Annotated in this window: 22 protein-coding genes; 9 read left to right on the top strand and 13 right to left on the bottom strand. The window is 72.5% G+C overall.

The annotated features are described in order from the left end of the window. Nucleotides 1-6: 6 nt before the first annotated feature. The 4 genes from ABT294_RS14700 to ABT294_RS14685 form a co-directional block, all read right to left on the bottom strand. Nucleotides 7-978 (bottom strand): DMT family transporter, encoded by a 972-nt coding sequence (locus ABT294_RS14700; protein WP_350806035.1) that lies wholly within the window; start codon nt 976-978, stop codon nt 7-9. After that, nucleotides 975-2,045: a glycosyltransferase family 4 protein gene (locus ABT294_RS14695; RefSeq protein ID WP_350806033.1), complete on the bottom strand. Its 1,071-nt coding sequence runs from the start codon at nt 2,043-2,045 to the stop codon at nt 975-977. The genes ABT294_RS14700 and ABT294_RS14695 overlap by 4 nt, the downstream gene beginning before the upstream one ends. Before the next feature lie 98 nt (nt 2,046-2,143). Next, nucleotides 2,144-2,956, bottom strand: a complete 813-nt coding sequence (locus tag ABT294_RS14690; protein WP_350806031.1) for an SDR family NAD(P)-dependent oxidoreductase — start codon at nt 2,954-2,956, stop codon at nt 2,144-2,146. Next, nucleotides 2,953-4,134, bottom strand: coding sequence for a Gfo/Idh/MocA family protein (locus tag ABT294_RS14685; protein WP_350806030.1), 1,182 nt, complete (start codon nt 4,132-4,134; stop codon nt 2,953-2,955). Before ABT294_RS14685 ends, ABT294_RS14690 begins: the two co-directional genes overlap by 4 nt. A 316-nt stretch (nt 4,135-4,450) precedes the next feature. Here ABT294_RS14685 and ABT294_RS14680 point away from each other — a divergent pair, with 316 nt between their 5' ends. The 3 genes from ABT294_RS14680 (at nt 4,451) to ABT294_RS14670 (ending at nt 6,394) form a co-directional block, all read left to right on the top strand. Beyond that, the gene (locus ABT294_RS14680) at nt 4,451-5,119 is read left to right on the top strand and encodes a TetR/AcrR family transcriptional regulator (RefSeq protein WP_350806029.1); all 669 of its coding nucleotides are present in this window, start codon (nt 4,451-4,453) and stop codon (nt 5,117-5,119) included. A 145-nt stretch (nt 5,120-5,264) separates the two neighbouring features. Continuing rightward, nucleotides 5,265-5,861 (top strand): NADPH-dependent FMN reductase, encoded by a 597-nt coding sequence (locus ABT294_RS14675; RefSeq protein WP_350806028.1) that lies wholly within the window; start codon nt 5,265-5,267, stop codon nt 5,859-5,861. Continuing rightward, nucleotides 5,858-6,394, top strand: a complete 537-nt coding sequence (locus tag ABT294_RS14670) for a dihydrofolate reductase family protein (RefSeq protein ID WP_350806027.1) — start codon at nt 5,858-5,860, stop codon at nt 6,392-6,394. Before ABT294_RS14675 ends, ABT294_RS14670 begins: the two co-directional genes overlap by 4 nt. Here ABT294_RS14670 and ABT294_RS14665 read toward each other — a convergent pair. Together ABT294_RS14665 and ABT294_RS14660 are read right to left on the bottom strand one after the other, a co-directional pair. Further along, nucleotides 6,389-9,544: an AfsR/SARP family transcriptional regulator gene (locus ABT294_RS14665; RefSeq protein WP_350806025.1), complete on the bottom strand. Its 3,156-nt coding sequence runs from the start codon at nt 9,542-9,544 to the stop codon at nt 6,389-6,391. The genes ABT294_RS14670 and ABT294_RS14665 overlap by 6 nt on opposite strands. Before the next feature lie 120 nt (nt 9,545-9,664). Then, nucleotides 9,665-10,465, bottom strand: a complete 801-nt coding sequence (locus ABT294_RS14660; protein ID WP_350806024.1) for a TetR/AcrR family transcriptional regulator — start codon at nt 10,463-10,465, stop codon at nt 9,665-9,667. Nucleotides 10,466-10,523: 58 nt separating this feature from the next. On the opposite strand from ABT294_RS14660, the gene ABT294_RS14655 reads away from it, so the two are divergent. Continuing rightward, the gene (locus ABT294_RS14655) at nt 10,524-12,794 is read left to right on the top strand and encodes an ATP-binding cassette domain-containing protein (protein ID WP_350806205.1); all 2,271 of its coding nucleotides are present in this window, start codon (nt 10,524-10,526) and stop codon (nt 12,792-12,794) included. A 4-nt stretch (nt 12,795-12,798) separates the two neighbouring features. Here ABT294_RS14655 and ABT294_RS14650 read toward each other — a convergent pair whose 3' ends face one another. Next, a complete protein-coding gene (locus tag ABT294_RS14650; protein ID WP_350806023.1) occupies nt 12,799-13,548 on the bottom strand; it encodes a PIG-L family deacetylase in 750 nt (249 codons plus the stop codon). A gap of 109 nt (nt 13,549-13,657) precedes the next feature. On the opposite strand from ABT294_RS14650, the gene ABT294_RS14645 reads away from it, so the two are divergent. From ABT294_RS14645 to ABT294_RS14635, 3 genes are all read left to right on the top strand, one after another. After that, nucleotides 13,658-14,632, top strand: a complete 975-nt coding sequence (locus tag ABT294_RS14645) for a DUF5937 family protein (RefSeq protein ID WP_350806021.1) — start codon at nt 13,658-13,660, stop codon at nt 14,630-14,632. 146 nt (nt 14,633-14,778) lie between these two features. After that, nucleotides 14,779-15,801, top strand: a complete 1,023-nt coding sequence (locus ABT294_RS14640) for a patatin-like phospholipase family protein (protein ID WP_350806020.1) — start codon at nt 14,779-14,781, stop codon at nt 15,799-15,801. Nucleotides 15,802-15,989: 188 nt separating this feature from the next. Next, nucleotides 15,990-16,778 carry an SDR family NAD(P)-dependent oxidoreductase gene (locus ABT294_RS14635; protein ID WP_350806019.1) on the top strand — a complete coding sequence of 263 codons (789 nt, stop codon included), beginning with the start codon at nt 15,990-15,992 and terminating at the stop codon, nt 16,776-16,778. On the opposite strand, the gene ABT294_RS14630 is transcribed toward ABT294_RS14635, so the two are convergent. Beyond that, nucleotides 16,668-17,111, bottom strand: a complete 444-nt coding sequence (locus ABT294_RS14630) for a DUF4180 domain-containing protein (RefSeq protein ID WP_350806017.1) — start codon at nt 17,109-17,111, stop codon at nt 16,668-16,670. The two genes, ABT294_RS14635 and ABT294_RS14630, sit on opposite strands and share 111 nt — an antisense overlap. Nucleotides 17,112-17,343: 232 nt before the next feature. Here ABT294_RS14630 and ABT294_RS14625 point away from each other — a divergent pair, with 232 nt between their 5' ends. Then, nucleotides 17,344-18,036, top strand: coding sequence for an MBL fold metallo-hydrolase (locus tag ABT294_RS14625; RefSeq protein ID WP_350806016.1), 693 nt, complete (start codon nt 17,344-17,346; stop codon nt 18,034-18,036). A gap of 9 nt (nt 18,037-18,045) precedes the next feature. On the opposite strand, the gene ABT294_RS14620 is transcribed toward ABT294_RS14625, so the two are convergent. The 5 genes from ABT294_RS14620 to ABT294_RS14600 all read right to left on the bottom strand — a co-directional run bounded on the left by ABT294_RS14620 (nt 18,046) and on the right by ABT294_RS14600 (nt 21,921). Continuing rightward, entirely contained in the window at nt 18,046-18,918 is an 873-nt protein-coding gene (locus ABT294_RS14620; protein ID WP_350806014.1) for an alpha/beta fold hydrolase, read from the bottom strand. A gap of 70 nt (nt 18,919-18,988) precedes the next feature. Next, complete coding sequence (locus ABT294_RS14615) at nt 18,989-19,726, bottom strand: SRPBCC family protein (protein ID WP_350806013.1); 738 nt, start codon at nt 19,724-19,726, stop codon at nt 18,989-18,991. Nucleotides 19,727-19,728: 2 nt separating this feature from the next. Then, a complete protein-coding gene (locus ABT294_RS14610; RefSeq protein WP_350806012.1) occupies nt 19,729-20,301 on the bottom strand; it encodes an ArsR/SmtB family transcription factor in 573 nt (190 codons plus the stop codon). A gap of 46 nt (nt 20,302-20,347) precedes the next feature. After that, complete coding sequence (locus ABT294_RS14605; protein WP_350806010.1) at nt 20,348-21,580, bottom strand: RNA polymerase sigma factor; 1,233 nt, start codon at nt 21,578-21,580, stop codon at nt 20,348-20,350. After that, a complete protein-coding gene (locus ABT294_RS14600; protein ID WP_350806204.1) occupies nt 21,577-21,921 on the bottom strand; it encodes a YciI family protein in 345 nt (114 codons plus the stop codon). Before ABT294_RS14600 ends, ABT294_RS14605 begins: the two co-directional genes overlap by 4 nt. A gap of 179 nt (nt 21,922-22,100) precedes the next feature. On the opposite strand from ABT294_RS14600, the gene ABT294_RS14595 reads away from it, so the two are divergent. Beyond that, on the top strand, nt 22,101-23,228 hold the full coding sequence (locus ABT294_RS14595) for a winged helix DNA-binding domain-containing protein (protein WP_350806009.1): 1,128 nt from the start codon (nt 22,101-22,103) through the stop codon (nt 23,226-23,228). Nucleotides 23,229-23,337: the final 109 nt, after the last annotated feature.

Below are 23,337 nucleotides of genomic sequence, written 5' to 3'. Positions count from 1 at the left end.
TCGTGATCAGGCATCTGACGGCCGCGACAGCGTGACGCGGGTGGGCCTGCCCTCCTTCGTCTGCGCGAGTTTGCTCCGGATGACGAGAGCCATCCCGGCCAGCGTGAGCCCCATGCTGGCGATCTGCATCGGCGTGGGCGCCCCGGCGAGTTGCAACAGCGCCGAGCTGACCCCCACCAGCGGCGGTACGGCGAGGCCGAGCAGGGCAGAGTAGGACGGCCCGCCGGTCAGCAGGATGCGGTGCTGCAGGAGGTAGGCGGGCACATAGATCACGATGCCCAGCACGACGAGCATGCCCAGCGCCGCCCAGCTGACCCGCTCGCCCGCCGCGACGTCCGCCGCCGCCCACGCGGCAAGCGGGATCGTCCCCACCGCGAAGATCGGCAGAATGCGCGGCGCCATCGCGCCCTGGTAACCGCGATTCGTCCTGCTGAAGTACAGGCCGTAGAAGGACATGGAGAACATCGCCGCGAGCGCGACCAGCGACCCGAGCGCAACGTCGTCGCCGAGCGTCCCCGCCAGCCGGGGGATCGTGTAGAGCGCGGCGCCGGCGACCGCGATCATCGTTCCGGCGATGGTGCGCGGCGGAGGCCACGTGCGCAGCAGGACGCTCTCGGCGATCAGAACCACGGCCGGGGTGAGCGAGAGGGCCAGCGCGGGCAGCGCCGGTCCGGCGAGGCTGATCGCGACGGTCGAGAGCACCGTGTAGGCGGTTACGCCCGTCAGCGCGAGCAACACGACCTGCCACCACCGGTACCTCGTGTCGTTCGTAGCCTTCGTGGCCGGTGCGGCCCCGGCGGGCGCCCACCGGGTGAGCGCCAGCAGGCCCAGAACGGTGAATCCGGTACGGCCGGCCGACACGATCGCGGTGCTCGCATCGCGCAGGGAGGCCTCGACGATCAGCCAGGTCGAGGCCAGCAGGACGACCAGCGCGGTGGACTGCCAGATCAACCGCCTTCTGCCACGGTGCCCGCTCACCGCGCGACGGTTTCGTAGACAGCGCAGGTGCGTTCCACCATCCGCGTGGCCGTGTACAGCTCCTGGTATCGGTCGCGCGCGCGGCCGGCCATGCCAGCGCCACGGTCCTCCCGTGCCAGGACGCTCAGCGCGGCCTCCGCCAGGGCGTGCGGGTTGTCCGGGGCGACCAGCAGGCCGTCGACTTCGTGCCGGACCAACTCGGGGATGCCGCCCACCGCCGTCGACACGATCGGGATCCCAGAAGCCATCGCCTCCAGGATGACGAGGCTGGCCGCGTCGCCCCGTGACGGCGCCAGGAGCACGTCCGCGCTGATCTCGGCGGTCAGGGCGCCTGACACACTGCCGTAGAAGCGCACGTGCTCGGCGATGTCGAGGGCGGCGACCAGCCTGTGGAGAAGGGTCTCGTCCGGGCCCGTCCCCACGAGGTGCAGCTTCGCGCCAGGCCGTTGGCCGAGCATGAGCTCGAACGCGAGGATCGCGACATCCGCGCCCTTCTCCGGCGACAGGCGGCCGCAGTACAGCACCTGCGGCCCCGAGGCCGGCTCCAGCCTGAAGCTCGACGCGGCGGGGACGTCGACACCGTTCGGCACGTAGTGGACGCGGCCCGCGTCACCGAGGAACTTGCCGATGGCTCTCTGAGCGAACTCGGCGACGGCGATGACCGGGAACTCCGCGTTCGTGGCCAGAGCGGCCTGGAGGAACGGGTCGACCGGGTTGTACATGTGCTGCGTGTACAGCAGCGGCGTCCCGATCGTCGTGGAGAGCTCCTTGCCACGGAAGCCGGCGTGCATCAAATGGGCGTGGATCAGGTTCGGCCGCCAGGCGGCGCCCGTTTCGAAGAGGGCGGCGGGGTCGTCGAACTGCCCCGGAGTCGGCACCGGCAACAGGGTCGGGTCGACGAAGACGTCGGCGCCCGCTCTGCGGCAGTGCTCGGTCAGGACGCCGTCGCTTCCGGCTACCACGCCGACCTTCAGTCCGCGGGCGATCTGGTGGGTCACCTGGGTGGCGACGTGGCTGACCGTTCCGCCGGTCGTGGGGCCGCACTGCACCAGATGCATGACGCGCATGTGTTGCGTCCTTTCCTGACGGGCCATGTGGGCTGATGGCGCGACGCGCGCGCCGACGTGGCCCTCTCGCCGGCGCGCGCGTGGGTGTTCTTCAGTGATCAGCTGCCTTCGACGGAGCGGGCCATCAGGGCGTTGCCCGCGGTGAGCCCGCCGTCGACCGTCAGGACCGACCCGGTGATCCAGCCGGCGCTGTCGGAGGCCAGGAAGCAGATCGACGTCGCGACATCGTCCGGCTCCCCGATCCGTCCCAGCGGGTACCACTGCTTGAGCGCCTCGAAGGTGGCCGGGTTCTTGGCGATCTGCTCGTCCCACGCCGGGGTACGGATGGTCCCGGGGCTGACCGCGTTCGCCCGGATGCCGTGCCCGCCGTACTCCACGGCCAGCGAGCGGGTCAGCGAGACGATCGCCGCCTTGGCGGCGCTGTAGGAGGGGTGACCGAAGAAGGCGAAGGCGTTCACCGAGACGACGTTCACGATCACGCCGTCGCCGCGGGCCATCATGGCGGGCAGTGCCGTTTGCGCGCAGCGCACCGCGCCCTTGACGATCACGTCGAGGTCGGTGTCCCAGAGGAGCTGCGGCGCCTCGTGGAAGCGGGGTGGCACCGGGCAGGCCACGATGGCGTTGTTGACCAGCACGTCCACCGGGGCGCCCAGCTTCTGCGCGGCCGTGGCGAAACCCGCGGACACACTCTCGGTACAGGTGACGTCCAGCCGCAGGCCGATCGCCGTGCCTCCGTCGGCGGTGATCTCCTTGGCGAGGTCGACCGCGCCGGACTCGTCGATGTCGGTGACTGCCACCGCCGCGCCCGAGGCCGCCAGCCGCCGTGCCGTCACCCGGCCGACACCCCCGGCCGCGCCGGTCACCAGCGCCACCCTTCCCCTCAGGTCGAACCGGTCTTGACGCCCGCTCACGCCGCTTCCACCTGCCCGTTGTCGAAGTAGGCCCGCAGCGATCCCTGCAGCTCGGGCACCCGCAGGACGGCCCCGCCGTCCCGCAGCGAGCGGGTTGCCAGGTCACCGGCGGCCACCGCCATCCGCGCGTCCACCGGCGAGGTGTCGGTAGGCCCACCCTCGCGCACGAACTGGACGAACTCCTCGATCACCTTCGCGTCCGCCCCGCCATGCCCGCCGACCGGCCCGGGGATGGGGAATTCCGCGTCCCCGGACGGGTCGTAGTTGCGGCGGCCGGTGTTCCACACCCGGATCACGCCACCCGGCTCGTCACCGAAGTTCTCCAGCCGCCCGGCGTCCCCGATCACCGTGAAGGAGCGCCAGTAGTCAGGGGTGTAATGGCACTGCTGGTAGGCGGCCAGCACCCCGTTGTCCAGGCGCAGGTTGAGCAGCGCGAGATCCTCGACGTCGATCACCGGGTTGAGCTCGCGCTGCCTCGACGGCGGCCAGTACTCCTTGCTCAGCCAGGTCTCCGGCTTGGGCACTCCCGCCTCGCGCCGCGGCAGGTCGCCGTAGACAGTCAGCCCGCCCATCGCCTGCACCTCCTCGGTGGAGCCCCCGACGATCCAGTGCATGGCGTCGAGGTCGTGGCAGGCCTTCTGCAGCAGCAGGCTGTTGACCTTGGACCGCTCGGCGTGCCAGTCCTTGAAGAAGTAGTCGCCGCCGTGGCCCACAAAGTGGCGGATCCACACCGCCTTCGGGACGCCGATCCGGCCCTCCCTCACGAGCCGGCGCATCAGGCGCACCACTTCCATGTGCCGCATGTTGTGCCCGACGTACAGCCGGGAGCCTGACTCCCTGGCGGCGCGCAACACTGCGTCGGCGTCCGCCACCGTCGTCGCCATCGGTTTCTCCAGGTAGACGGCCTTGCCGGCGCTCAGCGCGTCGATGGCCACCCGGGCGTGGGTGTGGTCGGGGGTCGCCACCAGCACCGCGTCGATGTCGTCGCGGTCCAGCAGGCGGCGGTAGTCAGTCTCGGCGGCGTTCGCGCCGAAGAAGTCGGCCTCTTTGCGGAGGGTGGTCTCGTCCAGATCGCAGACGGCGGTGATGCGCGATCCGCGGCCTGGTTCGCGGTGGGCGGCGACGGCGAGGCTGCGCCTTTGTCCCAGTCCGATGGCGGCAATTCGGAGATCATCCATGCTCTGTCAAACGCTCCATCACGTTGAGTCGTCGAGCTGTGCTCCCCGCACCACACTGTGCGGCCGGACGGCAATCGCTGGGGGTCGTTGTGATCAACGATGCCCAATACTGCACGCAAAGACAAGGCTTGACGCGACTTTGCGCATGAGTAAACATTTTCGCGCGGCCTGCGGTTCGTGGCCGCGCGGCTCGGTAGCGTCGGCCGCATATCGCCTCCACGACGTCCACCCGCCCGACGGTCTGACCCGCCTTGCGCAGCGCTTATGCGTTGCCGACGGCGGAGCGATTCGCTCCGCCGCCGCTAGGATGGCGGACGTGAGCGAACGCAGGCGCCGCGCCCCGCGCCAGGCCGAGGCCGAGCGGAACGACCGCGCGCTGTTGCAGGCCGCCCGCGAGGTGCTGGCCGCCGACGGCGCGCACGCCTCGGTCGCGGCCATCGCCACCCGGGCGGGGGTCGGCATCGGCAGCCTCTACCGCCGCTACCGCACCAAGGAAGAGCTGTTCCAGCGGTTGTCAGTGCTCTCGCTCGACCACCACAACGAGGCCGCCGAGCAGGGCCTGGCCGCCGCCGACCCGTGGGCGGGGCTGGCCGGCTTCGTCGTCGCCTGCGTCGAGTTCGGCCAGGGCTCGCTCGCGCCGATCGCCGGCACGATCGAGGTCACCGAGGAGATGGGGGCGAAGTACGAGCGCTCGACCGAGCTGGTGGCCGCGCTGGTCGCCAGGGCGCGCGACGCGGGCGTGCTGCGGCCCGGCGTCACCGCCGTCGACGTCTCCCTGCTGATCGAGCAGCTCCGCGCGTCCCCCTTCGTGGACCAGCTGCGCAAGCAGGGGCAAGACGACCTCGCCGAGGCCGCGGCGCAGGCCCGCAGGCGCGTGGTCGCCATCGCGGTCGACGGCCTGCGCGCGGTCCACGACGAGCCGCTGCCGGGCCGGCCGCCGTCCGGCAGGCTGTTCACGGAGCGCTGGGCCCGCCGTGACGGCTGAGTTCCGCGCCGCGAAGCGCGGCCGCAAAACGGAGCGCTGGGCTCGCCGTGACGGCGGAGCGCGGCCGTAAATCCGTGAGCAACAAACCGTAAACGCCTCACGGCATCGTGAACGCACCGGGATCACGACCGCGAAGGAGACGGAGATGGCGGACGATCGGCTGCGGGTGGCCGTCATCATCGGCAGTACCCGCAACGGGCGTTTCGGGCCCACCGTGGCCGGCTGGTTCGCCTGCCGCGCCAGGAGACGCCAGGAGCTGGACGTCGACCTCGTCGACCTGGCCGAGGCCGACCTCCCCGACACCCTCGCCGACCAGGACGAGCGCCTGCCCCCGCAGGTCCAGGCCCTGGCCCCGCGGCTCGCCGCGGCCGACGCGTTCGTGGTCGTGACCCCGGAGTACAACCTGAGCTTCCCCGCGCCGCTCAAGACCGCCATCGACTGGTTCCACGAGGAGTGGCAGGCCAAGCCCGTCACGTTCGTCGCGTACGGCAGGGAGTCGGGCGGCCTGCACGCGGTCGCCCAGTTGCGGCAGGTGTTCGTCGAACTGCACGCCGTCCCGATCCGGGACGCCGTCAGCCTGCCCTGCTACTGGAACCGGTTCGCCCCCGACGGGAGCTGGCCCAGGCCGGGCGACGGCGAGGACACGGTCAGAGCCACCCTCGACCAGCTCACCTGGTGGGCCAGAGCGCTCAGGGACGCCAGGACGAAGCACCCCTACAACGCACAAGGAGAAACACCATGAGACGAGTGATCGCCACGGTCTACACGACCCTGGACGGCTACATCGACAACCCCCAGGAGTGGTCGCTCAGCCACGCGACCGAGGACAGCGGCGCCTTCGGCTTCGACCTGCTGCGCGGCAGCGACGCGCTGCTGATGGGCCGGGTCACCTACGAGGGCTTCTCCCAGGCGTGGCCGTCCGTGCCCGGCGAGTTCGCCGACCGCATCAACGGGATGCCGAAGTACGTGGTGTCCTCGACGCTGGGTGAGGTCGGGTGGAACGCGACCGTCCTCAAGGGCGAGGTCGCCGACGAGGTGGCGGCGCTGAAGCGGCAGCCCGGCGGCGACATCCTGATGTACGGCACGGGCAGGCTCACCGACACGCTGATGGAGCACGGCCTGCTCGACGAGTACCACATCTGGGTGTACCCCGTGATCAAGGGGAAGGGCGACCCGCTGTTCCGGCCGGGCACCAGGGCGACGCTGACGCCGTCGGGCACCAGGACGTTCAGCTCGGGCGTCGTCGTCCTGTCGTACCGGCCTCAGGTGTCATGACGGCTGGGCGTGGTCGTGCGGCGTCAGCTTGCGGCCCGTCTCGTACTCGGCCGCGAAGGCGTCCTGTCCCAGGGCGGCCGACACCCGCCCGGTGATCCGGTCGACGTCGTCGCGCTGGTCCGGCCCCAGCGGCAGCAGCGCCGCGTCGCGGACCGCGGCGGCCGTGCCGAGGAGCCGCGCGGCTCGGGCCGGGTCGCCGGCGAGTGACACCGCTCCGGCCAGGCCCTCCATGGCGAGGGCCTGGCCGCGGGGGGCGTCCAGCTCGCAGGCCATGGCGAACGCCCGCCGGTGCAGGGCGAGGGCCGACGCGGGGTCGCCGCGCAGCTCGGCGGTGAACCCCAGCTCGATCGTGATCATCGGCAGGTGCGGCGGGATCTGCTCGCCGTCCTGCCACGGGTTCGACTCCAGCATCCGCCGCAGCAGCGCCTGCGCGGTGTCGAGGTCGCCGCCCTTCCTGGCGGCGAAGGCCAGCCCCATCTCGGCGAAGATCTCCGCCGGCCGCAGACCCTGCTCGGCCGCGAGCCGCCTGCCACGCTCGCACAGGTCGCGAGCCTGGACGTGGTCGCCGAGCTGCAACGCGAGCCAGCCGAGCCAGGCCAGCCGCCCCGCCACCTCCGGCCACAGGCCCAGCTCCTCGGCCAGCCGGAGCCCGTCCGTGTGCAGGCGCACGGCCCGCTCGTGGTCGCCGGTCATCTCGGCCAGCGCGCCCAGCCAGGCGGCGGCCTGGAGTTCCCCCCAGCGGTCGCCGAGCGCGGCGAACAGCTCGGCTCCGCGCTCGCCGTCGCGCTCCAGCGTTTCCAGGTCGCCCCTGATGTGGGCGAGCTTGGTGCGGGTGACCAGGGTCGCGGCGATCCCCCACCGGTCTCCGGCCGCCTCGAACGCGGCCAGCGCCCGTTGCAGCAGCTCGTCCGCGCTGGCCAGCTCGCCGGCGTCGAGCTGCCCGTACGCCAGGAACCAGGCCGCCATCGCCTCGCCGACAGGGTCGCCCGCCCCCTCGAACGAGCGCAGCGCGGCCCGCTCCGTGCGGTCTCCCTGCAGCACCGCGATCCCCTCCTGCCAGGCCGCGGCCCGGGCCCGGACGGCGGCGTCGCCCGGAGATCCGGTGAGGGCGAGGGCCGCGTCCAGGGAGCGGCGGGCCTCGGTGAGACGTCCGCGCAGGAACCAGAACCAGGCGAGGGCGCTCGTCAGGCGCAGCGCCAGGCCCGCGTCGCCGTCGGCGACCGCGCCGTCAAGGGCGGCGCGCAGGTTGGCGGACTCGGCGTCGAGGCGGCGCAGCCACTCCCGCTGTTCGGGGCCGCGCAGGTGGGGGTCGGCGCGTTCGGCGAGGTCGGTGTAGTAGGCGTGGTGGCGCCTGCGCACCTGCTCGTACTCCCCCGCCTCGTGCATGCGCTCGGCGCAGTACGCGGCCACCGACTCCAGCAGCCGGTAGCGGACGCCTCCCGGGCCGTGGACGGCCACCACCAGGGACCGGTCCACCAGGCGGGCCAGCAGATCCAGCACGTCGGCGGCGGGCAGGTCGGCGTCGGCGCACACGGACTCGGCCGCCGCCAGCGAGCAGCCGTCGGCGTGGACGGCCAGCCGCCGCAGGGCCAGCCGTTCCGGCCCGGTCAGCAGCCCCCAGCTCCAGTCGATCATCGCGGTCAGCGTCTGCTGGCGCGGCGGGGCGCCCCGGTAGCCGGTGGCCAGCAGGCGGAAGCGGTCGTCGAGCCTGGCGACCAGCCCGTCCACGCCGAGCGCCCGGACCCTGGTGGCGGCCAGTTCCAGGGCCAGCGGGATCCCGTCGAGCCGCCTGCACAGGGTGGCGACGTCGCCGGCGGTGCGGGCGTCCAGCGTGAAGTCCCGCGCGGCGGCGGACGCCCTGGCCGTGAACAGCCGCACCGCGCCGTACTCGCCCAGCGTCGCCGGGTCGGCGCCGGGGCCGGGCACCTCCAGCGGCGGGACGCTCCACACCACCTCGCCCGCGACGGCCAGCGGCTCCCGGCTGGTGGCCAGGACGCGCAGGTCGGGAGCGCCCTTCAGCAGCAGCTCGACCAGCTCGGCGGCCTGCTCGACGAGGTGTTCGCAGTTGTCGAGGACGAGCAGCAGCCGGCGGGCCCGCAACGCGGCGACGAGCCGCTCCTCGGCGCGCCCGCCGCCGTCCTGGATCTCCAGTGCGGCCATCACGACCTCGACCAGCTCCACCGCCCCGCCCGGGGTTCCGGCCAGCTCGACCAGCCACACGCCGTCGGGGAAGGTGCCGGCCAGCTGGGTCGCCGTTTCCAGGGCGAGGCGGGTCTTGCCCACGCCGCCCGGCCCGGTGAGCGTCACCAGGCGGTCGGCGGCCAGGTGGGCGCGGACCTCGGCGACGGCCGTGTCCCGGCCGATCAGGCCGGTGAGCAGGGCGGGCAGGTTGGTGCGCGGGCGCCCTGACGGGCCGGCCAGGGCCGGGTCCTGGGTGAGGATCGCCTGGTGGAGCGCCGTCAGGCCGGGGCCGGGGTCCAGGCCGAGCTCGTCGGCCAGCCGGGCGCGCAGGTCGGCGTAGCTGTCGAGGGCCTCGCTCTGGCGTCCGGTGCGGTAGAGGGCGCGCATGTGGGCGGCGCGCAGCCGCTCGCGGAGCGGGTGCTCGGCCACGAGCCGGCCGAGCTCGCTCACCAGCGGGCCGTGCTCGCCGAGCGCCAGCCGGGCTTCCGCCAGGTCCTCCTGCGCGGCCAGCCGCCGCTCCTCCAGGTGCGCGATGGCCGCGCGGGCGAACGGCTCGTCGGCGAAGTCGGCGTAGGCGGCTCCGCGCCACTGCGCGAGGGCGCCCGCCAGCAGCGCGGCGTCGGCCTGCCCGGCCCGCGCGAGCAGCGTCTCGAAGCGGCGCGCGTCGACCGCGTCCGGCTCGACCTGGAGGACGTATCCGGCCGGGTGCGAACGGACCAGGCCCCTGGCTCCGGGTTCGGCGTCCTCCAGGGCGCGGCGCAGCTGCGACACCTTCGCCGACAGCGCGCCCGGCGGGTTGCCGGGCGGGTCGTCGCCCCACAGGTCGTCGATCAGCCGGTCGGCGGGCACCGGCCGTCCGTCGTGCATGAGCAGGACGGCGAGCAACGCCCGCACCTTGGCCCCGGGGATCGGCACCGGTTCGCCGCCGTCAGCCCATACCGCCAGCGGCCCGAGCACCCCGAAACGCATGGAGGACACGATAACGGGCGTACCGGAGCGCCGTAAGCCCGCCTCTCGCACAGTGGCCACGAACAGCGGTCGCCCGTGCGCGGCCGGGTGACCGGCCCCGTCGGCGGGTGGTCGGAGCGGCTACGCGGCCGGTCGGGACGTCACGGCCGCTTCCACGCCGTCGAGCAGGACGGTCAGGCCGGCCCGGAAGGTCTCCCTGCCCTCCCGTTCCATGTAGGAGCCGTCGCCGTCCTCGACGGTGAACGCGCCCTCCGCGGCCAGCCAGTTGATCAGCGGGAAGCGTTCGCAGAAGTCGGGGGCGACCTCCGTCAGCAGGGTCGCGCGCTCCTCCCACCACTCCTCGTCGGAGCGGCCCGTCTCGATCAGGGCCTGGCGGGACTCGGCGGCCGTCTGCGCCAGCCCGCGCACGAACTGGATCAGCGCGCCGGTCAGCCGTCGCAGCGCCCCGGGGACCAGGCCGGTTTCGCGCAGGATGCGCAGCAGCGTCTCCACGAGGGCGTAGTCGTTGGGCCCGAGCACCGGCCGGGCCTGCGACACCTGCAGCACCCACGGGTGCCGGACGTAGAACTCCCAGTGGTCCTGCGCCCACGCGGTGACGGCCGCCCGCCACCCCCGGCTCAGGTCGTAGCCGGTCGGCAGCTCGATCAGCACCTGGTCGTACATGAGATCGACCAGCTCGCTCTTGCTGGGCACGTACGTGTACAGGGCCATGGCGGTTCGGCCGAGCCGCTCGCCCACCGCGCGCATGGACAACGCCGCCATCCCCTCGGCGTCGGCGATCGCGATGCCCGCGTCGACGATCATGTCGATGCTGAGCGCGGGCTTGGGCCCGGGCCCCGTGCGGACGCTCCCCGAACCGGCCGCGCGCCACAGCAGGGCCATCGACCGGCGGGCGTCTCCCTGCGCGGCGAAAACCACCAACTTGCAACTCCTTATGCCATAAAATAACGTGGCCCAGCCGACTCTTTATGCCGTAAGGATATCAGTGCACCCCAACATCGCCGACAGTCACGACGTGATCGAGGTCCGTGGGGCCAGGGAGAACAACCTGGCGGACGTCTCGCTGGACATCCCCAAGCGCCGCCTGACGGTCTTCACCGGCGTGTCCGGGTCGGGCAAGTCGTCGCTCGTCTTCGGCACCATCGCCGCCGAGTCGCAGCGGCTGATCAACGAGACCTACACGGCCTTCATCCAGTCGTTCATGCCGAGCCTGGGCCGTCCCGACGTCGACGCCCTGCGCAACCTGAGCGCCGCCATCGTGGTCGACCAGGAGCGGATGGGCGTCAACTCGCGTTCCACGGTCGGCACCGCGACCGACGCGCACACGATGCTGCGCATCATCTTCAGCCGCCTCGGCACCCCCCACGTCGGCACCTCGACCGCCTTCAGCTTCAACAGCGCCGAGGGCATGTGCCCGGCCTGCGAGGGTCTCGGCCGGATGACCGACGTGGACGTGGCCGAGCTGGTCGACACCGAGCTCTCGCTCAACGAGGGCGCGATCACGGTCCCCGGCTTCACCGTGGGCTCGTGGTACTGGAAGGTGCTGGCCGAGTCCGGCCTCTACGACCCCGACGTCAAGCTGAAGGACTTCACCGCCGCCGAGTGGGACGACTTCCTCTACAAGCCCGCCACCAAGATCAAGCAGAGCGGCATCAACACCAGCTACGAGGGGCTGGTGGTCAAGGTGCAGCGGGTCTACCTGTCCAAGGACCGCGAGTCGATGCAGTCCCACATCAGGGCGTTCGCCGACCGCGCCGTCACCTTCACCACCTGCCGGACATGCGGGGGCGCCAGGCTCAACCAGGCCGCGCTGTCGTCCAAGATCGACGGGCGGAACATCGCCGACTGCGCGTCCATGCAGATCAGCGACCTGGCCGAGTTCGTCAGGAAGATCGACGACCCGTCGGTGGCGCCGCTGGTCGCCACGCTGCGCGCCACCCTCGACTCGCTGGTGGAGATCGGCCTGGGCTACCTGAGCCTGGACCGCGAGTCGGCCACCCTGTCGGGCGGCGAGGCCCAGCGGGTCAAGATGGTCCGCCACCTGGGGTCCAGCCTGACGGACGTCACCTACGTCTTCGACGAGCCGACGGTCGGCCTGCACCCGCACGACATCCGCCGGATGAACGACCTGCTGCTCCGCCTGCGCGACAAGGGCAACACGGTCCTGGTCGTCGAGCACAAGCCGGAGACGATCGAGATCGCCGACCACGTGGTGGACCTCGGCCCGGGTGCGGGCACCGCCGGCGGCCAGATCTGCTACACCGGCGACGTGGCCGGGCTGCGCGCCTCGAGCACGCTGACGGGCCGCCACCTCGACCACCGCGCCCGCCTGCGCGAGACGGCCCGCCGCCCGACGGGGCAGCTCTCGATCACCGGGGCGACCGCGAACAACCTCAAGAACGTCAGCGTCGACCTCCCGCTGGGCGTGCTGACCGTGGTCACCGGCGTCGCGGGATCGGGCAAGAGCTCGCTGATCCACGGCTCGCTCCCCCGCCGCGACGGCGTGGTGGTGGTCGACCAGTCGGCGATCCGCGGGTCGCGCCGCAGCAACCCGGCCACCTACACCGGCCTGCTCGACCCGGTCCGGACGGCCTTCGCCAAGGCCAACGGCGTCAAGCCCGCCCTGTTCAGCGCCAACTCCGAAGGCGCCTGCCCGAACTGCAAGGGCATCGGCCTGGTCTACACCGACCTGGCGATGATGGCCGGGGTGGCGTCGGTGTGCGAGCAGTGCGAGGGCAAGCGGTTCACCCCCGAGGTGCTCACCTACAAGCTGCGCGGCAAGGACATCAGCGAGGTGCTGGCCATGTCGGTGTCGGAGGCGCGCGACTTCTTCACCAGCGGCCCGGCCAGGGCCGTCCTCGACAGGCTCGCCGACGTCGGCCTCGGCTACCTCGGGCTGGGCCAGCCGCTCACCACCCTGTCGGGCGGCGAGCGGCAGCGGCTCAAGCTGGCCATCCACATGGCCGAGAAGGCCGCGATCTACGTCCTGGACGAGCCGACCACCGGCCTGCACCTCGCCGACGTGGACCAGCTGCTCGCCCTGCTCGACCGGCTCGTGGACGACGGCAACACGGTCGTCGTCATCGAACACCACCAGGCCGTGATGGCGCACGCCGACTGGATCGTCGACCTCGGCCCCGGAGCCGGCCACGACGGCGGCCAGATCGTCTTCACCGGGACGCCCGCCGACCTCGTCACCCACGGCGACACGCTCACCGCCCAGCACCTGCGCGAGTACGTGCGGGCCTGAGGGTTCAGAAGGCGTCCCGTGGGCCGGCGGGGGCGGTGTCGCGGCGGATGTACCACTCGGTGGTCAGCATCCGGTCGCGCTGGGCCTGCGGGAGGGCCGCCAGCATCGTCATGGTGGAGCCGCGCTCGATCTCCGACTCGTGGGCCAGGAGCGCGGCCCACTTGCGGTCGGCCCACGGCTTGACGTCCAGCGTGGTGTCGATCTGGTCGTCGGGGACGCCCGGGAGCGTCCCCGTCGGGGCGACGCCGAACAGCTCCTCCCAGATCTCCGTGACGAAGGAGCGCGGCACGGTCGCCATGGCCAGGGCGCGGGGCCGCCACGGGTCGCCGTCGTAGAGCTGGTCGTAGCCGGCCGCCTCGACGGCGGCCAGCGTCAGGCGGTGCACGTGCAGGTGGTCCGGGTGGCCGTAGCCGCCGTACGCGTCATAGGTGACCACCACGTCGGGGCGGAACTCCCTGATGTGCCCGACCAGCCGCCCCACCGCCTCGTCGAACGGCGCGTCGAGGAGGCGGGGGGCGCCCGGCGCGGACTCGGTGCCGTTGGCCTCGGCGTAGCCCAGCAGCCGGGGGGCGCCCGCGCCGAGGATGGCCAGCGAGCGCTCCAGCTCCTCGGCCCTGCGTGTGCCCTCCGCCCAGGTACAGGTGACGACCGCCGTCCTGGCGCCGGCGTCGGCGTAGCGGGCCAGGGCGCCGCCCGTCCAGATCGCCTCGTCGTCAGGGTGCGCGTGCACGCACAGCAGGCTCAGATCCGCCATCGTTCCCTCCCCGATCCAGGCATGATCAAATGCCGCACATCGTACAGCGCACGGGCGGCCCGCACCGGCCTGCGATACATTCGGCCGCAGCCGAATCCGAGGGAGGCGCATGCTCACGCTGGCGTTCTCCGCCTACGACCTGACCTCCATCAGGTTCGCCTTCTCCCCGCTCAGAGAAGTCACCGCCAGCGTCCACGCGCTGCGGACCCCTGCGGGGCGGGCGCTGCATCTGCCGTGGTTCAAGCAGGTACGCCCGCTGCTCGGCAGCGAGCTGAGCCCGCTGCTCGACCTCGTCCCCGGCGGCGACTACATCCCCGACTTCCTGGTCCCGATCCCGGCCACGCCCGTCCCGGACCTGGCCGTCGAGCTGGCAGCCCTGCGCGCCACCCCCGACGAGGTCGTCCGCGGCGATCTCGACCGCATGACCAGCCGGCCCACCTCGGGCCCGCCGGCGGGCTCGGCCAGCGAGCTGTACCGGAACCCGGCCCCGGCGCTGGACCGGCTGGCACGCACGATCGAGGCGTACTGGCAGGTCGCGATCGCGCCGCACTGGCCGCGCATGCGCAGCCTGCTCGAAGGCGACCTGCTCTACCGCACCCGGCAGTTCGCCGAGCACGGCGCGGCGGGGCTGTTCGCGGACATGCACCCGGCCGTCCGCTGGGACGGCCACAACCTCTGCCTGGAGCAGCGTCCCGAGTCGATGTCCCGGGTGCTGGCGGGCGAGGGGCTGCTGCTGGTGCCGTCCGTCTTCGTCTGGCCCGGGATCTTCTACCGCACCGACTCCCCCGGCCAGCCCATCGTCACCTATCCGGTGCGCGCCGTCGCCACCCTGTGGGAACGCGGCACGGCGCCGGCACCCGACGCGCTGGCGGCGGTCATCGGCCGCTCGCGCGCGCTGCTGCTCAGGGAGCTCGAGGCGCCGGCCTCCACCACCGACCTGTCCCGCCGCACCGGCCTGTCGCCCGCGAACGTCTCCGAACAGCTGTCGCTGCTGCTCGCGGCCGGCCTGGTCGCCAAACACCGCGTCGGCCGGACCATGCTGTACGTGCGCACCCCCCGCGCCCACTCCCTGCTGGACGTCTGAAGCTCCCCGGGCTCGACATCTCCGACGAGCGGAGGACCTCGCCTGCCACGGCGTCACCCTGGGGCAGGCGGGCCCCGACGGGCGCTTGACCTCTACTTCGGTTGAGGTGCCAGACTCGGCGGCGGACCGAGGAAGGGAGACTCACTGTGAGCAGGGCACTGGTCCTGGGGCCCGGAGGGGTCGTGGGGACGGCGTGGATGGCCGGCCTGGCCAACGGCCTGCGCCGCCACGGCGTGAACCTGGCGGAGGCCGACCTGATCGTCGGCACCTCGGCGGGGGCGATCATCGGCGCGATGCTCGCCACCGGCGAAGACCTCGACCGCCTCGCCGCCTCCCGCAGCAACCCGGCCCCCACCAACCCGAGCCCCACCAACCGGGGCGCCCCCAACGGAGCCGCTCCCACCGCCAGCGGCTCTCACGCGGCAGCCACCGGCGCGGGACGCACGGGGGCGGGCGCCACCGGCCCAGGCGGCACCGGGGCGGGCGGCACCGGGGCGGGCGGCACCGGGGCGACCGCTGGCGACGCCGTCCTGGACGGTTCTCGGGGCGGCCCCGACGCGAGGGCTCCGCTGGTGGACCACGTCCGGCTGGGGCAGGTGTTCGAGACGCTCGGCGACGCCACGCTGTCGCCCGCGGACATCCGCCGCCGCGTCGGTCGGCTCGCGCTCGACGCGGCCACCGGCCCCGAGGAGGCGCACCTCGCCCGGATGGGCCGCCTGGTCACCACGTCGGCGTGGCCGGACGGAAGACTGCTGATCCCTGCCGTTGACACCGTGTCCGGCGACCCCGAGGTCTGGGACGCCCGGAGCGGCGCCCCGCTGGCGGCCGCCGTGGCGGCCAGCACCGCGATGCCGGCGGTCTTCCCACCGATCACCATCAACGGCCGCCGGTACATGGACGGTTTCCTCCGCGCCGGCCTCAACGCCGATCTGGCCGCGGGCGCGGACGTCCTGGTCGCCGTCGAACCGCTGGCCCACCTGCACCAGTCCGGCCCCCTCGACCGGGACCTCGCGGGCACCATCGTCACGATCACCGCGGACAAGGCCGCCCAATCCGTCTTCGGCCTGGACCCGCACGACCTGTCGGCCTGGCACCCGTCCTACCAGGCCGGCCTCCGCCAGGCCGACGACGCGGCCCAGCGAGTCGCCACCGCCTGGCACAACCGCTGACCACCACCTCGCACAGCCACCGGCCGCCACCTGGCACAGCCACTGACCGCCGCCTGGCGCGGTGGCTGCGGACCCTCCCCTGGGAATCGGTGAAAAAACTTCCGCCGCACGTGTCGATCCGCACGCTCCCGAAGCGACGCGTTGATGAAAACGCACCACGACACGCCATCGATACCAGGAGAACGACCATGTTGCTCGAGAACAAGAACGCGATCATCTACGGCGCCGGGGGCTCGCTGGGCGGCGGCATCGCGAAGACCTTCGCCGAGGAGGGCGCCACGGTCTTCCTCGCCGGACGGACCCGCGACAGCCTCGAACGGGTGGCCAAGGAGATCACCGAGGCAGGCGGCCGGGCGGAGGTCGCCGTCCTCGACGCCCTCGACGAGCAGGCCGTGGACGAACACGCGAGGGCCGTGGTCGCCCAGGCCGGCAGCATCGACGTCTCGTTCAACCTCGTGACGAGGGGCGACGTCCAGGGAATCCCGCTGGTCGAGATGACGGTGGCCGACCTGCTCCGGCCGGTCACGACGGGCCTCACCGCGAACTTCGTCACCGCGAGGGCCGCCGCCCGGCAGATGATCCAGCAGGGCTCGGGCGTCATCCTGGCGCTCGACAGCGGGTCCGCCCACGCCAGCCCGATGATGGGCGGTACCGGCCCGGCCGACGGGGCGCTCGACAGCTTCGTCCGCAATCTGGCGATGGAGATCGGCCCGCAGGGGGTGCGGGTGCTGGGCATCTACACGGCCGGGGTGCCGGAGTCGTTGGCGCCGGAGAAGCTCGCCGCCGTGAACAGCGAGATGGTCTTGGACGAAGCCGCGCTCCAGGGGCTGATCGCGCAGCTCGACAGCATGCGGATGACCCGCAGGTCACCCACGCTGCCGCAGGTCGCGGCCACGGCCGCGTTCCTGGCCTCCGACCACGCCGCCGCCATCACCGGCACCTTCGTCAACGTGACCAGCGGCACCTTCCCCGGCTGACAGCCGCCGCTCCAGCTCCTCGAGATCGGCCACGAACCAGGTCTGCCGGCCGCGGTCGGCCTCGAGGACCCACGCGCGGAACGACTCACTCGCCGCGACGTGCTCCGAGACGTCCCCCACGATGGCCAGGCCGAGCCGGTACGTGGCGAACTTCTGCACGATCTCGCCCGCCACCCGGGTGCTCAGCCGCCAGAAGTCGTCGTGCAGCCGCTCGGCGGGGACCGCCACCCAGCGGGCGTGCCGCCCCATGGCCTCGCCGATCAGGTCGAGGGCGTCGCGGTCGGTGCGCAGCCGCTGCCCGCCGGGTTCGCAGACGAGGACGTGATCAAGCATGAGTCTTCTCCTTGAGGGATTCCATGACGGTCACCGTCGGGCGGCTGCTCCCTGACCAGCGCGTCGACGAGGCGGAGGACCCTGCTCGACGGCGTACTGTCACATAACTTCCTCTAACCTACCCTATCCAAGGAGGTATAAGGACGTTTAGGGAGTCGCGGTGGGAGAAGTCCCGCTAGGCCCGTGGCGAAAGCCCTGCCAGCGGGCACGGCCGTGGCGTAACTTGCCGCCCATGGACCTCGTCGAGCTACTGCCGACCCTCCACCAGCTGCGCCTCGGCACCGGCAACGCCTACCTGTGGCGCGAGCGCGACGCCCTGACGTTGATCGACACCGGCACCCCCGGCTCCGGCGACGACATCAGAGGCGCCATCGAGACGCTCGGCCGCACGCTCGGCGATCTGCGCCAGGTGATCGTGACCCACGGCCACTACGACCACTGGGGCGCGCTCTCCGAGATCGCCGCCAACGCGACGATCATGGTCCATGGGGCCGACGCCCCCGTCGTCCGTGGCGAGACCTCCCAGCAACTCCCCCTCCTGGCCGGCATGCCCGACTGGGAGCGGACCCTCTACGAGAACCTGCCGCCCATGCCCCCGCCCACCCCGGCCCGCGTCGACCAGGAGCTGGCCGACGGCGACGTCCTCGACTTCGGCGGCGGAGCCGAGGTGATCGCCATCCCCGGCCACACCGACGGCAGCATCGCCATCCACCTTCCGGCCCACCGCCTGCTGTTCGCCGGCGACACCGTCGCCAACGTCAACGGCAACACCATGCTGGGCGTCTTCAACTCCGACCCGGCGGCGGCGGCCGGCTCGTTCCGGCGGCTGTCTGAGCTGGACCTGTCGATGGTGTGCGTCGGCCACGGCGATCCGGTCACGCCCGACGCCTCGTCCCGCCTGCGCGAGGTGGCCACCCGGCTCTGAGCCCGCGGGTCAGCCGACCAGGCGCAGCGTGGCCTCCACCACCGCGCCGGGATCCTCCCTGGGCACGGCGTGCCCGATGCCCGACAGGACACGGCGCTCGTACCCGGCGGCGAACAGATGCTCCTCGCCCTCGGACGTCTCGGGCAGGCTCCCGGCGTCCTCCTCACCGTGCAGCACGATCGCCGGGACGGTGACCGGCGGCTGGCTCGCCAGTTTCTCCTCCAGCTCGCGGTAGGCCGGGTCGCCTTCCGCGTCGCCCCAGCGGTGCAGGTAGGCGTGCACGGTGACGGCGTGCCAGTCGGGGTTGTCCCAGGCCGTCGCGCTCTCCCGGAAGTCGGCCTCGGGGAAGCGCCAGCCGGGTGACCAGGTCTGCCAGAGGTATCGGCAGACGTCCCTGCGGTTCTGCTCGTAGGTGTCGCGTCCGCGCCGGGTGGCGGCCAGCCACTCGTACCAGGAGGCGCGGGCCACGTCGAGGGAGATCTTCGGGTCGGGCCCGGCGTACCCGGCGGACATCGCGACGAGGCCGCGCAGCCGTCCGGGGAAGAGCGCGCCGGCCACGTAGCCCGCGCGGGCGCCCCAGTCGTGCCCGGCCACCACCACGTCGCGCAGGTCGAGCCCCTCGGCGAACTCGGCCAGGTCGCGGCCGAGCGCGGCGACCTGCCCGCTCCGCATCCGGTCGTCCTTCAGGAACGCCGTCGGCCCGAACCCGCGCAGGTACGGTGCCAGCACCCGGCAGCCCATCCCGACCAGCTCGGGGACGATCTCCTTCCAGCAGTGGACGTCGTCCGGCCAGCCGTGCGCCAGCGTCACCACCGGCCCGTCGGGCGGCCCCCACTCCTCGTAGCCGATCTCCAGGCACGACGTCCGCACGAACTGCACCATCTGTCCCCCCGCTGCACCTGCCTCTTCCCGGCTCTACCCGATTGCAGTCATCCGTAATGTGCGGAATGGGTCAGCCGAAGACCTGGTCGAGCCAGGCGCGCCAGGCCCGGCCCTGGTCGCCGCCACCGGAGAAGCCGCCACCGGAGAAGAGGTGGTGCGCGGCGACCATCGAGCCGTCGCGCCCCTGCAGGAACCGGTAGAGCGCGTCCGCCGTGCGGACGCCGAGCGCCTGGGCGTTGGTGAAGTACACCACGCCCTCGATGGGCGCCAGCCCGGCGGGGGCGAAGCGCACCCGGTCGCCCTCGGACGGCTGCCCAAGCTCCCCGCGGAGCCTGCGCCAGGCGTCCGGCCAGTCCTCGATCTTGGGCGAGAACTCGGTGACGGGGGTCGCGACCCGTCCGGCGAAGTGCGTCAGGTACTCCACCAGCGTGGCGAAGAACATCGCCAGACCGTTGGACATGGCCTCGTACTCGGTCTCCCAGTCGTCGCCCGGCAGGAAGCCGCTGGTCACCATGCGCAACACGGTGCTGCCCCGGCCGCGGCCCTCGACGAGGAACTCGTAGGCGACGAACCGGCCGTCGTCGGCCCTGCCGCTGGTGTGCGCGAAGCGCCCCCCGGGTTCGGACGCGGTGACCGTGGACTCCGGAAGGGCAAACCCCCCGAAGACCGTGCGGACCACGCCGTCGGCCACCTCGTTGCGGCCCATGAACCACGAGTCGATGCCCGGACCGGTGGAGATGGCCTCCCACACCTCCTCGGGGGTCGCCTCGACGGTGGCCTCCTGCGGAAGCTCGAACTCGTGGCCCACGCTCAGTGCTCCTTCTTCACCGCCGGGTGCACGGCGACGATCACCCGGTGATCGCGCCCGCCCTCGGCGTCCTCGTCGTGGTACTTGCTGACCAGCCTGGTGACGGCGTCGGCCAGCTCCTCGGCGAACGCCGCGCGGTCGGCGGCCGAGGCGAAGCGGACCTCGCCGGTGATGGCGAACGTCGCCACCCGCTTGCGGGCCTTGGCGGCGCCGGTGATCAGCGCCCCGACGTCGCGCACGAGCTGGGCGGCCAGCGCGAGCAGCCAGCCCGCCGACAGCCGGTCTGGCGAGCGGCCGGGGTCGGGAGCGACGGCGTCGAGCGCGACCGGGGAGATCACGAAGGACGCGGCCGTGGCCTGCATCACCCGCTCGGTGACGTTGCCCTTCTTGCGCTCCTCGACCAGCTCCACCAGGCCGTACTTCTCCAGCGTGCGCAGGTGGTAGTTCACCTTCTGCCTGGCCAGGCCGACCTTGGCGGCCAGCGTGGTGGCCGAGCCCGGCTGCACCAGCTCGGCCAGCAGCCTCGACCGCATCGGGTCGAGCGACGCCTCCGCTGCCGCGGGGTCCTCAATCACCGCCACATCATGCATCCCGCAACGATCTCACCGAAAAAAATACCTGTCAAGAAAGTCTGGCCGCTCGGGTCTCCAGGTAGCGCTGTTCCGGCAGGCTCGTGGTGCGGCGTGCCGCCTCACGGTAGCCCGCCGCGGCGGCGTCCAGATCACCGGCCCTCTCCAGCAGGTGCGCGCGCACCGACGCCAGCCGGTGGTGCCCGGAGATCCGCTCGTCGGTGGCGAGCTTGTCGAGCAGGTCGAGCCCGGCGCGCGGCCCGTGCACCATGGCCGAGGCCACCGCCTGATTCAGCCTGACGACCGGATTGTCGTCGAGCCCCGCCAGCACCTCGTAGAGCGCCAGGATCTGGCGCCAGTCGGTGTCGGCCGCCGTCGGCGCCTCGTCGTGCACGGCCGCGATCGCCGCCTGCAGCTGGTACGGGCCCAGCACGGTGCGCGACAGCGACTCCGTCACCAGCGCGACGCCCTCCGCGATGGCCTGACCGTTCCACAGCCCGCGATCCTGCTCGTCGAGCGGGATCAGCCGCCCCTCCCCGTCCGTGCGCGCAGGGCGGCGCGCCTCCGTGAGCAGCATGAGCGCCAGCAGGCCCGCGACCTCCCCGTCATCCGGCAGCAGCCGCCGCACCGCCCTGGTCAGCCTGATCGCCTCCTGGGTCAGCTCGGCCCTGTGCAGGTCGGGGCCCGAGGTGGCGGTGTAGCCCTCGTTGAAGATCAGGTAGAGCACGTGCAGGACCACGCGCAGCCGGTCGGCCCGTTCCGGCTCCGGCGGCAGCCGGAACGGCACGCCGGTCGCCTTGACGCGCTGCTTGGCGCGGCTGATGCGCTGCGCCATGGTCGCCTCCGGCACCAGGAACGCGCTGGCGATCTGCGCCGTCGTCAGCCCGCCGACGGCCCGCAGCGTCAGCGCGAGCTGCGAGGCCTGCGACAGTGACGGGTGGCAGCACAGGAAGAGCAGCGTCAGCGTGTCGTCCTGGTCGGGCAGCCGCTCGTCGCCCGGCGCGGGCGAGACGAACGCGTCGGCGGGCTCCTGGGCGGCGACCGTCTCCTCTCTGCGCCGCCGGGCGTGCTCGCTGCGCACCTGGTCGGTCATCCGCCGCCCGGCGACCGTGATCAGCCAGGCGCGCGGGTTGTCGGGCACGCCCTGCTTCGGCCACTGCACCGCCGCGTCGAGCAGGGCCTCCTGCACGGCGTCCTCGCAGGCGTCGAACTGGCCGTAGCGGCGCACGAGCACGCCGAGGACCTGCGGCGTCAGCTCGCGCAGCAGCTCCTCGACGGCGGTCACTCCGCGACCTCGTCGATGATCGGCCGCACCTCCATCGCGCACAGCCTCGCGTCGGGCCAGCGTGCGGCGATGTCGGTGGCCCGCTCGAGGCTGTCGCACTCGACGATCAGGTACCCGGCCAGGTACTCCTTGGCCTCCAGGAACGGCCCGTCGGTGACGGCGGGGACGCCGTCGCGCACCCGGACCGTCCTTGAGTCGGCGGGCTCGGCCAGCGCCTGGCCGCCGATCAGCTCTCCGGACTCCGACAGCTCCTTCATCAGCGCGTCGACCTCGTCCATCACCTCGTCCACGGTGTCGGCGACGACCTGCTTGGAGCTGGGGTTGCTGTAGATCAGCAACATGTACTTCACGATGGCCCCTTGTAGTCCTGTCCGGGTCGGAGCCGGTGGCGGCGTCCCGACGTGCCAAGCCTCCCTATTGTCGCAGCTCAGCGGGGACGGGTGACGCGGCCGGCGGCTCCCATCAGCGAAGCGGCGCCATCGCGGAAGCAACCTTTCCGCGATACCCCTAGGCTGCCGACATGATCGAAGTGACGTGGTCCCAAGTCAGCGCGAGGCGGCTGGAGCGGCAGGCTCTGGACATCCCCTCCGAGCAGAGCAGTCCCGCCGGCGTCGTGGCGGCCATGTGCGGCGCGCACGCGCAGGTGCTGTCGGCGGCCGAGCTGTCGGTCGGACTCCGCCTCGGCGGCGTCACCAGGACGCACGTGCGCGAGGCGCTGTGGAACGAGCGCACGCTCGTCAAGACGCACGGACCGCGCGGCACCGTGCACCTGCTGCCCACCCGCGACCTGCCGATGTGGGTGGACGTGCTGTCGTCCGTGCAGGCCACGCCGGTGGCCTCCTCCCCGTCCGTCCGGATGACGCCCGACCAGACGGACGAGGTGGTCGAGGCGATCCGCAAGGTGGTCGACGGAGTGGAGCTGACGATCGACGAGCTGAGCGACGCCGTCATCGCCGCCACCGGGCCGTGGGCGGGAGACCTGGTCATGCCCGCCTTCCAGGGCATGTGGCCGCGCTGGCGGACGGCGCACGCCACGGCGGCGCACCGGGGCGCGTTCGTGTTCGGCAGGAACCGGGGGCGCAAGGTCACCTACACGAGCCCGCCGCCCGGCCTCCCGCCGGCGGGCAGCCGGGACGAGCTCGTCCGGCGGTACCTGACGGCGTACGGGCCCGCGACGCCCGAGCACTTCGCCCAGTGGCTGGGCGTGCCCGTCAGCTTCGGCAGGGAGCTCTTCGAGGCGGCCGCCCTGGAGGAGGTGCTGTTCGAGGGCGAGCCCGCCTGGGTGGTGGCGGGCGACACCGCGTTCCCGCAGGAACCACCGAGGGGTGTGCGGCTGCTGCCGTACTTCGACGCCTACGTCGTCGCGGGCCGGCCGCGCGAGCGGCTCTACCCCGGCGCGGCCGCCCGGCGGGCGCTGGCGGGCGGCCAGGCGGGCAACTATCCCGTGCTGCTCGTGGACGGCGTCGTGGCCGGGGTCTGGCATCAGCGCCGCTCGGGTACGAAGATCGAGGTCACCGTCGAGCCGCTGCGCGACCTCACCGCCGCCCAGCTTCGCGAACTGGACGAGCAGGTGGAGCGCGTCGGGATGATCCTGGAGGGCAGGCCACGGCTCACGATCGGCACCGTCACCGTGGGCGCGCACGCCTAGCCCTCGCCGATCCGGGCGAGTGCGAGCCTCGACGGCTGACGGCGGCGCTTTACTTTACTTACCGTGCTCGATCGGTTACTCGCACGTATTGTGCGGGCGTGTCCGGTCG

This window comes from Nonomuraea sp. NPDC000554, assembly GCF_040300065.1.
Classification (GTDB): domain Bacteria; phylum Actinomycetota; class Actinomycetes; order Streptosporangiales; family Streptosporangiaceae; genus Nonomuraea.
This window is presented reverse-complemented; position numbering and strand designations above follow the sequence as displayed.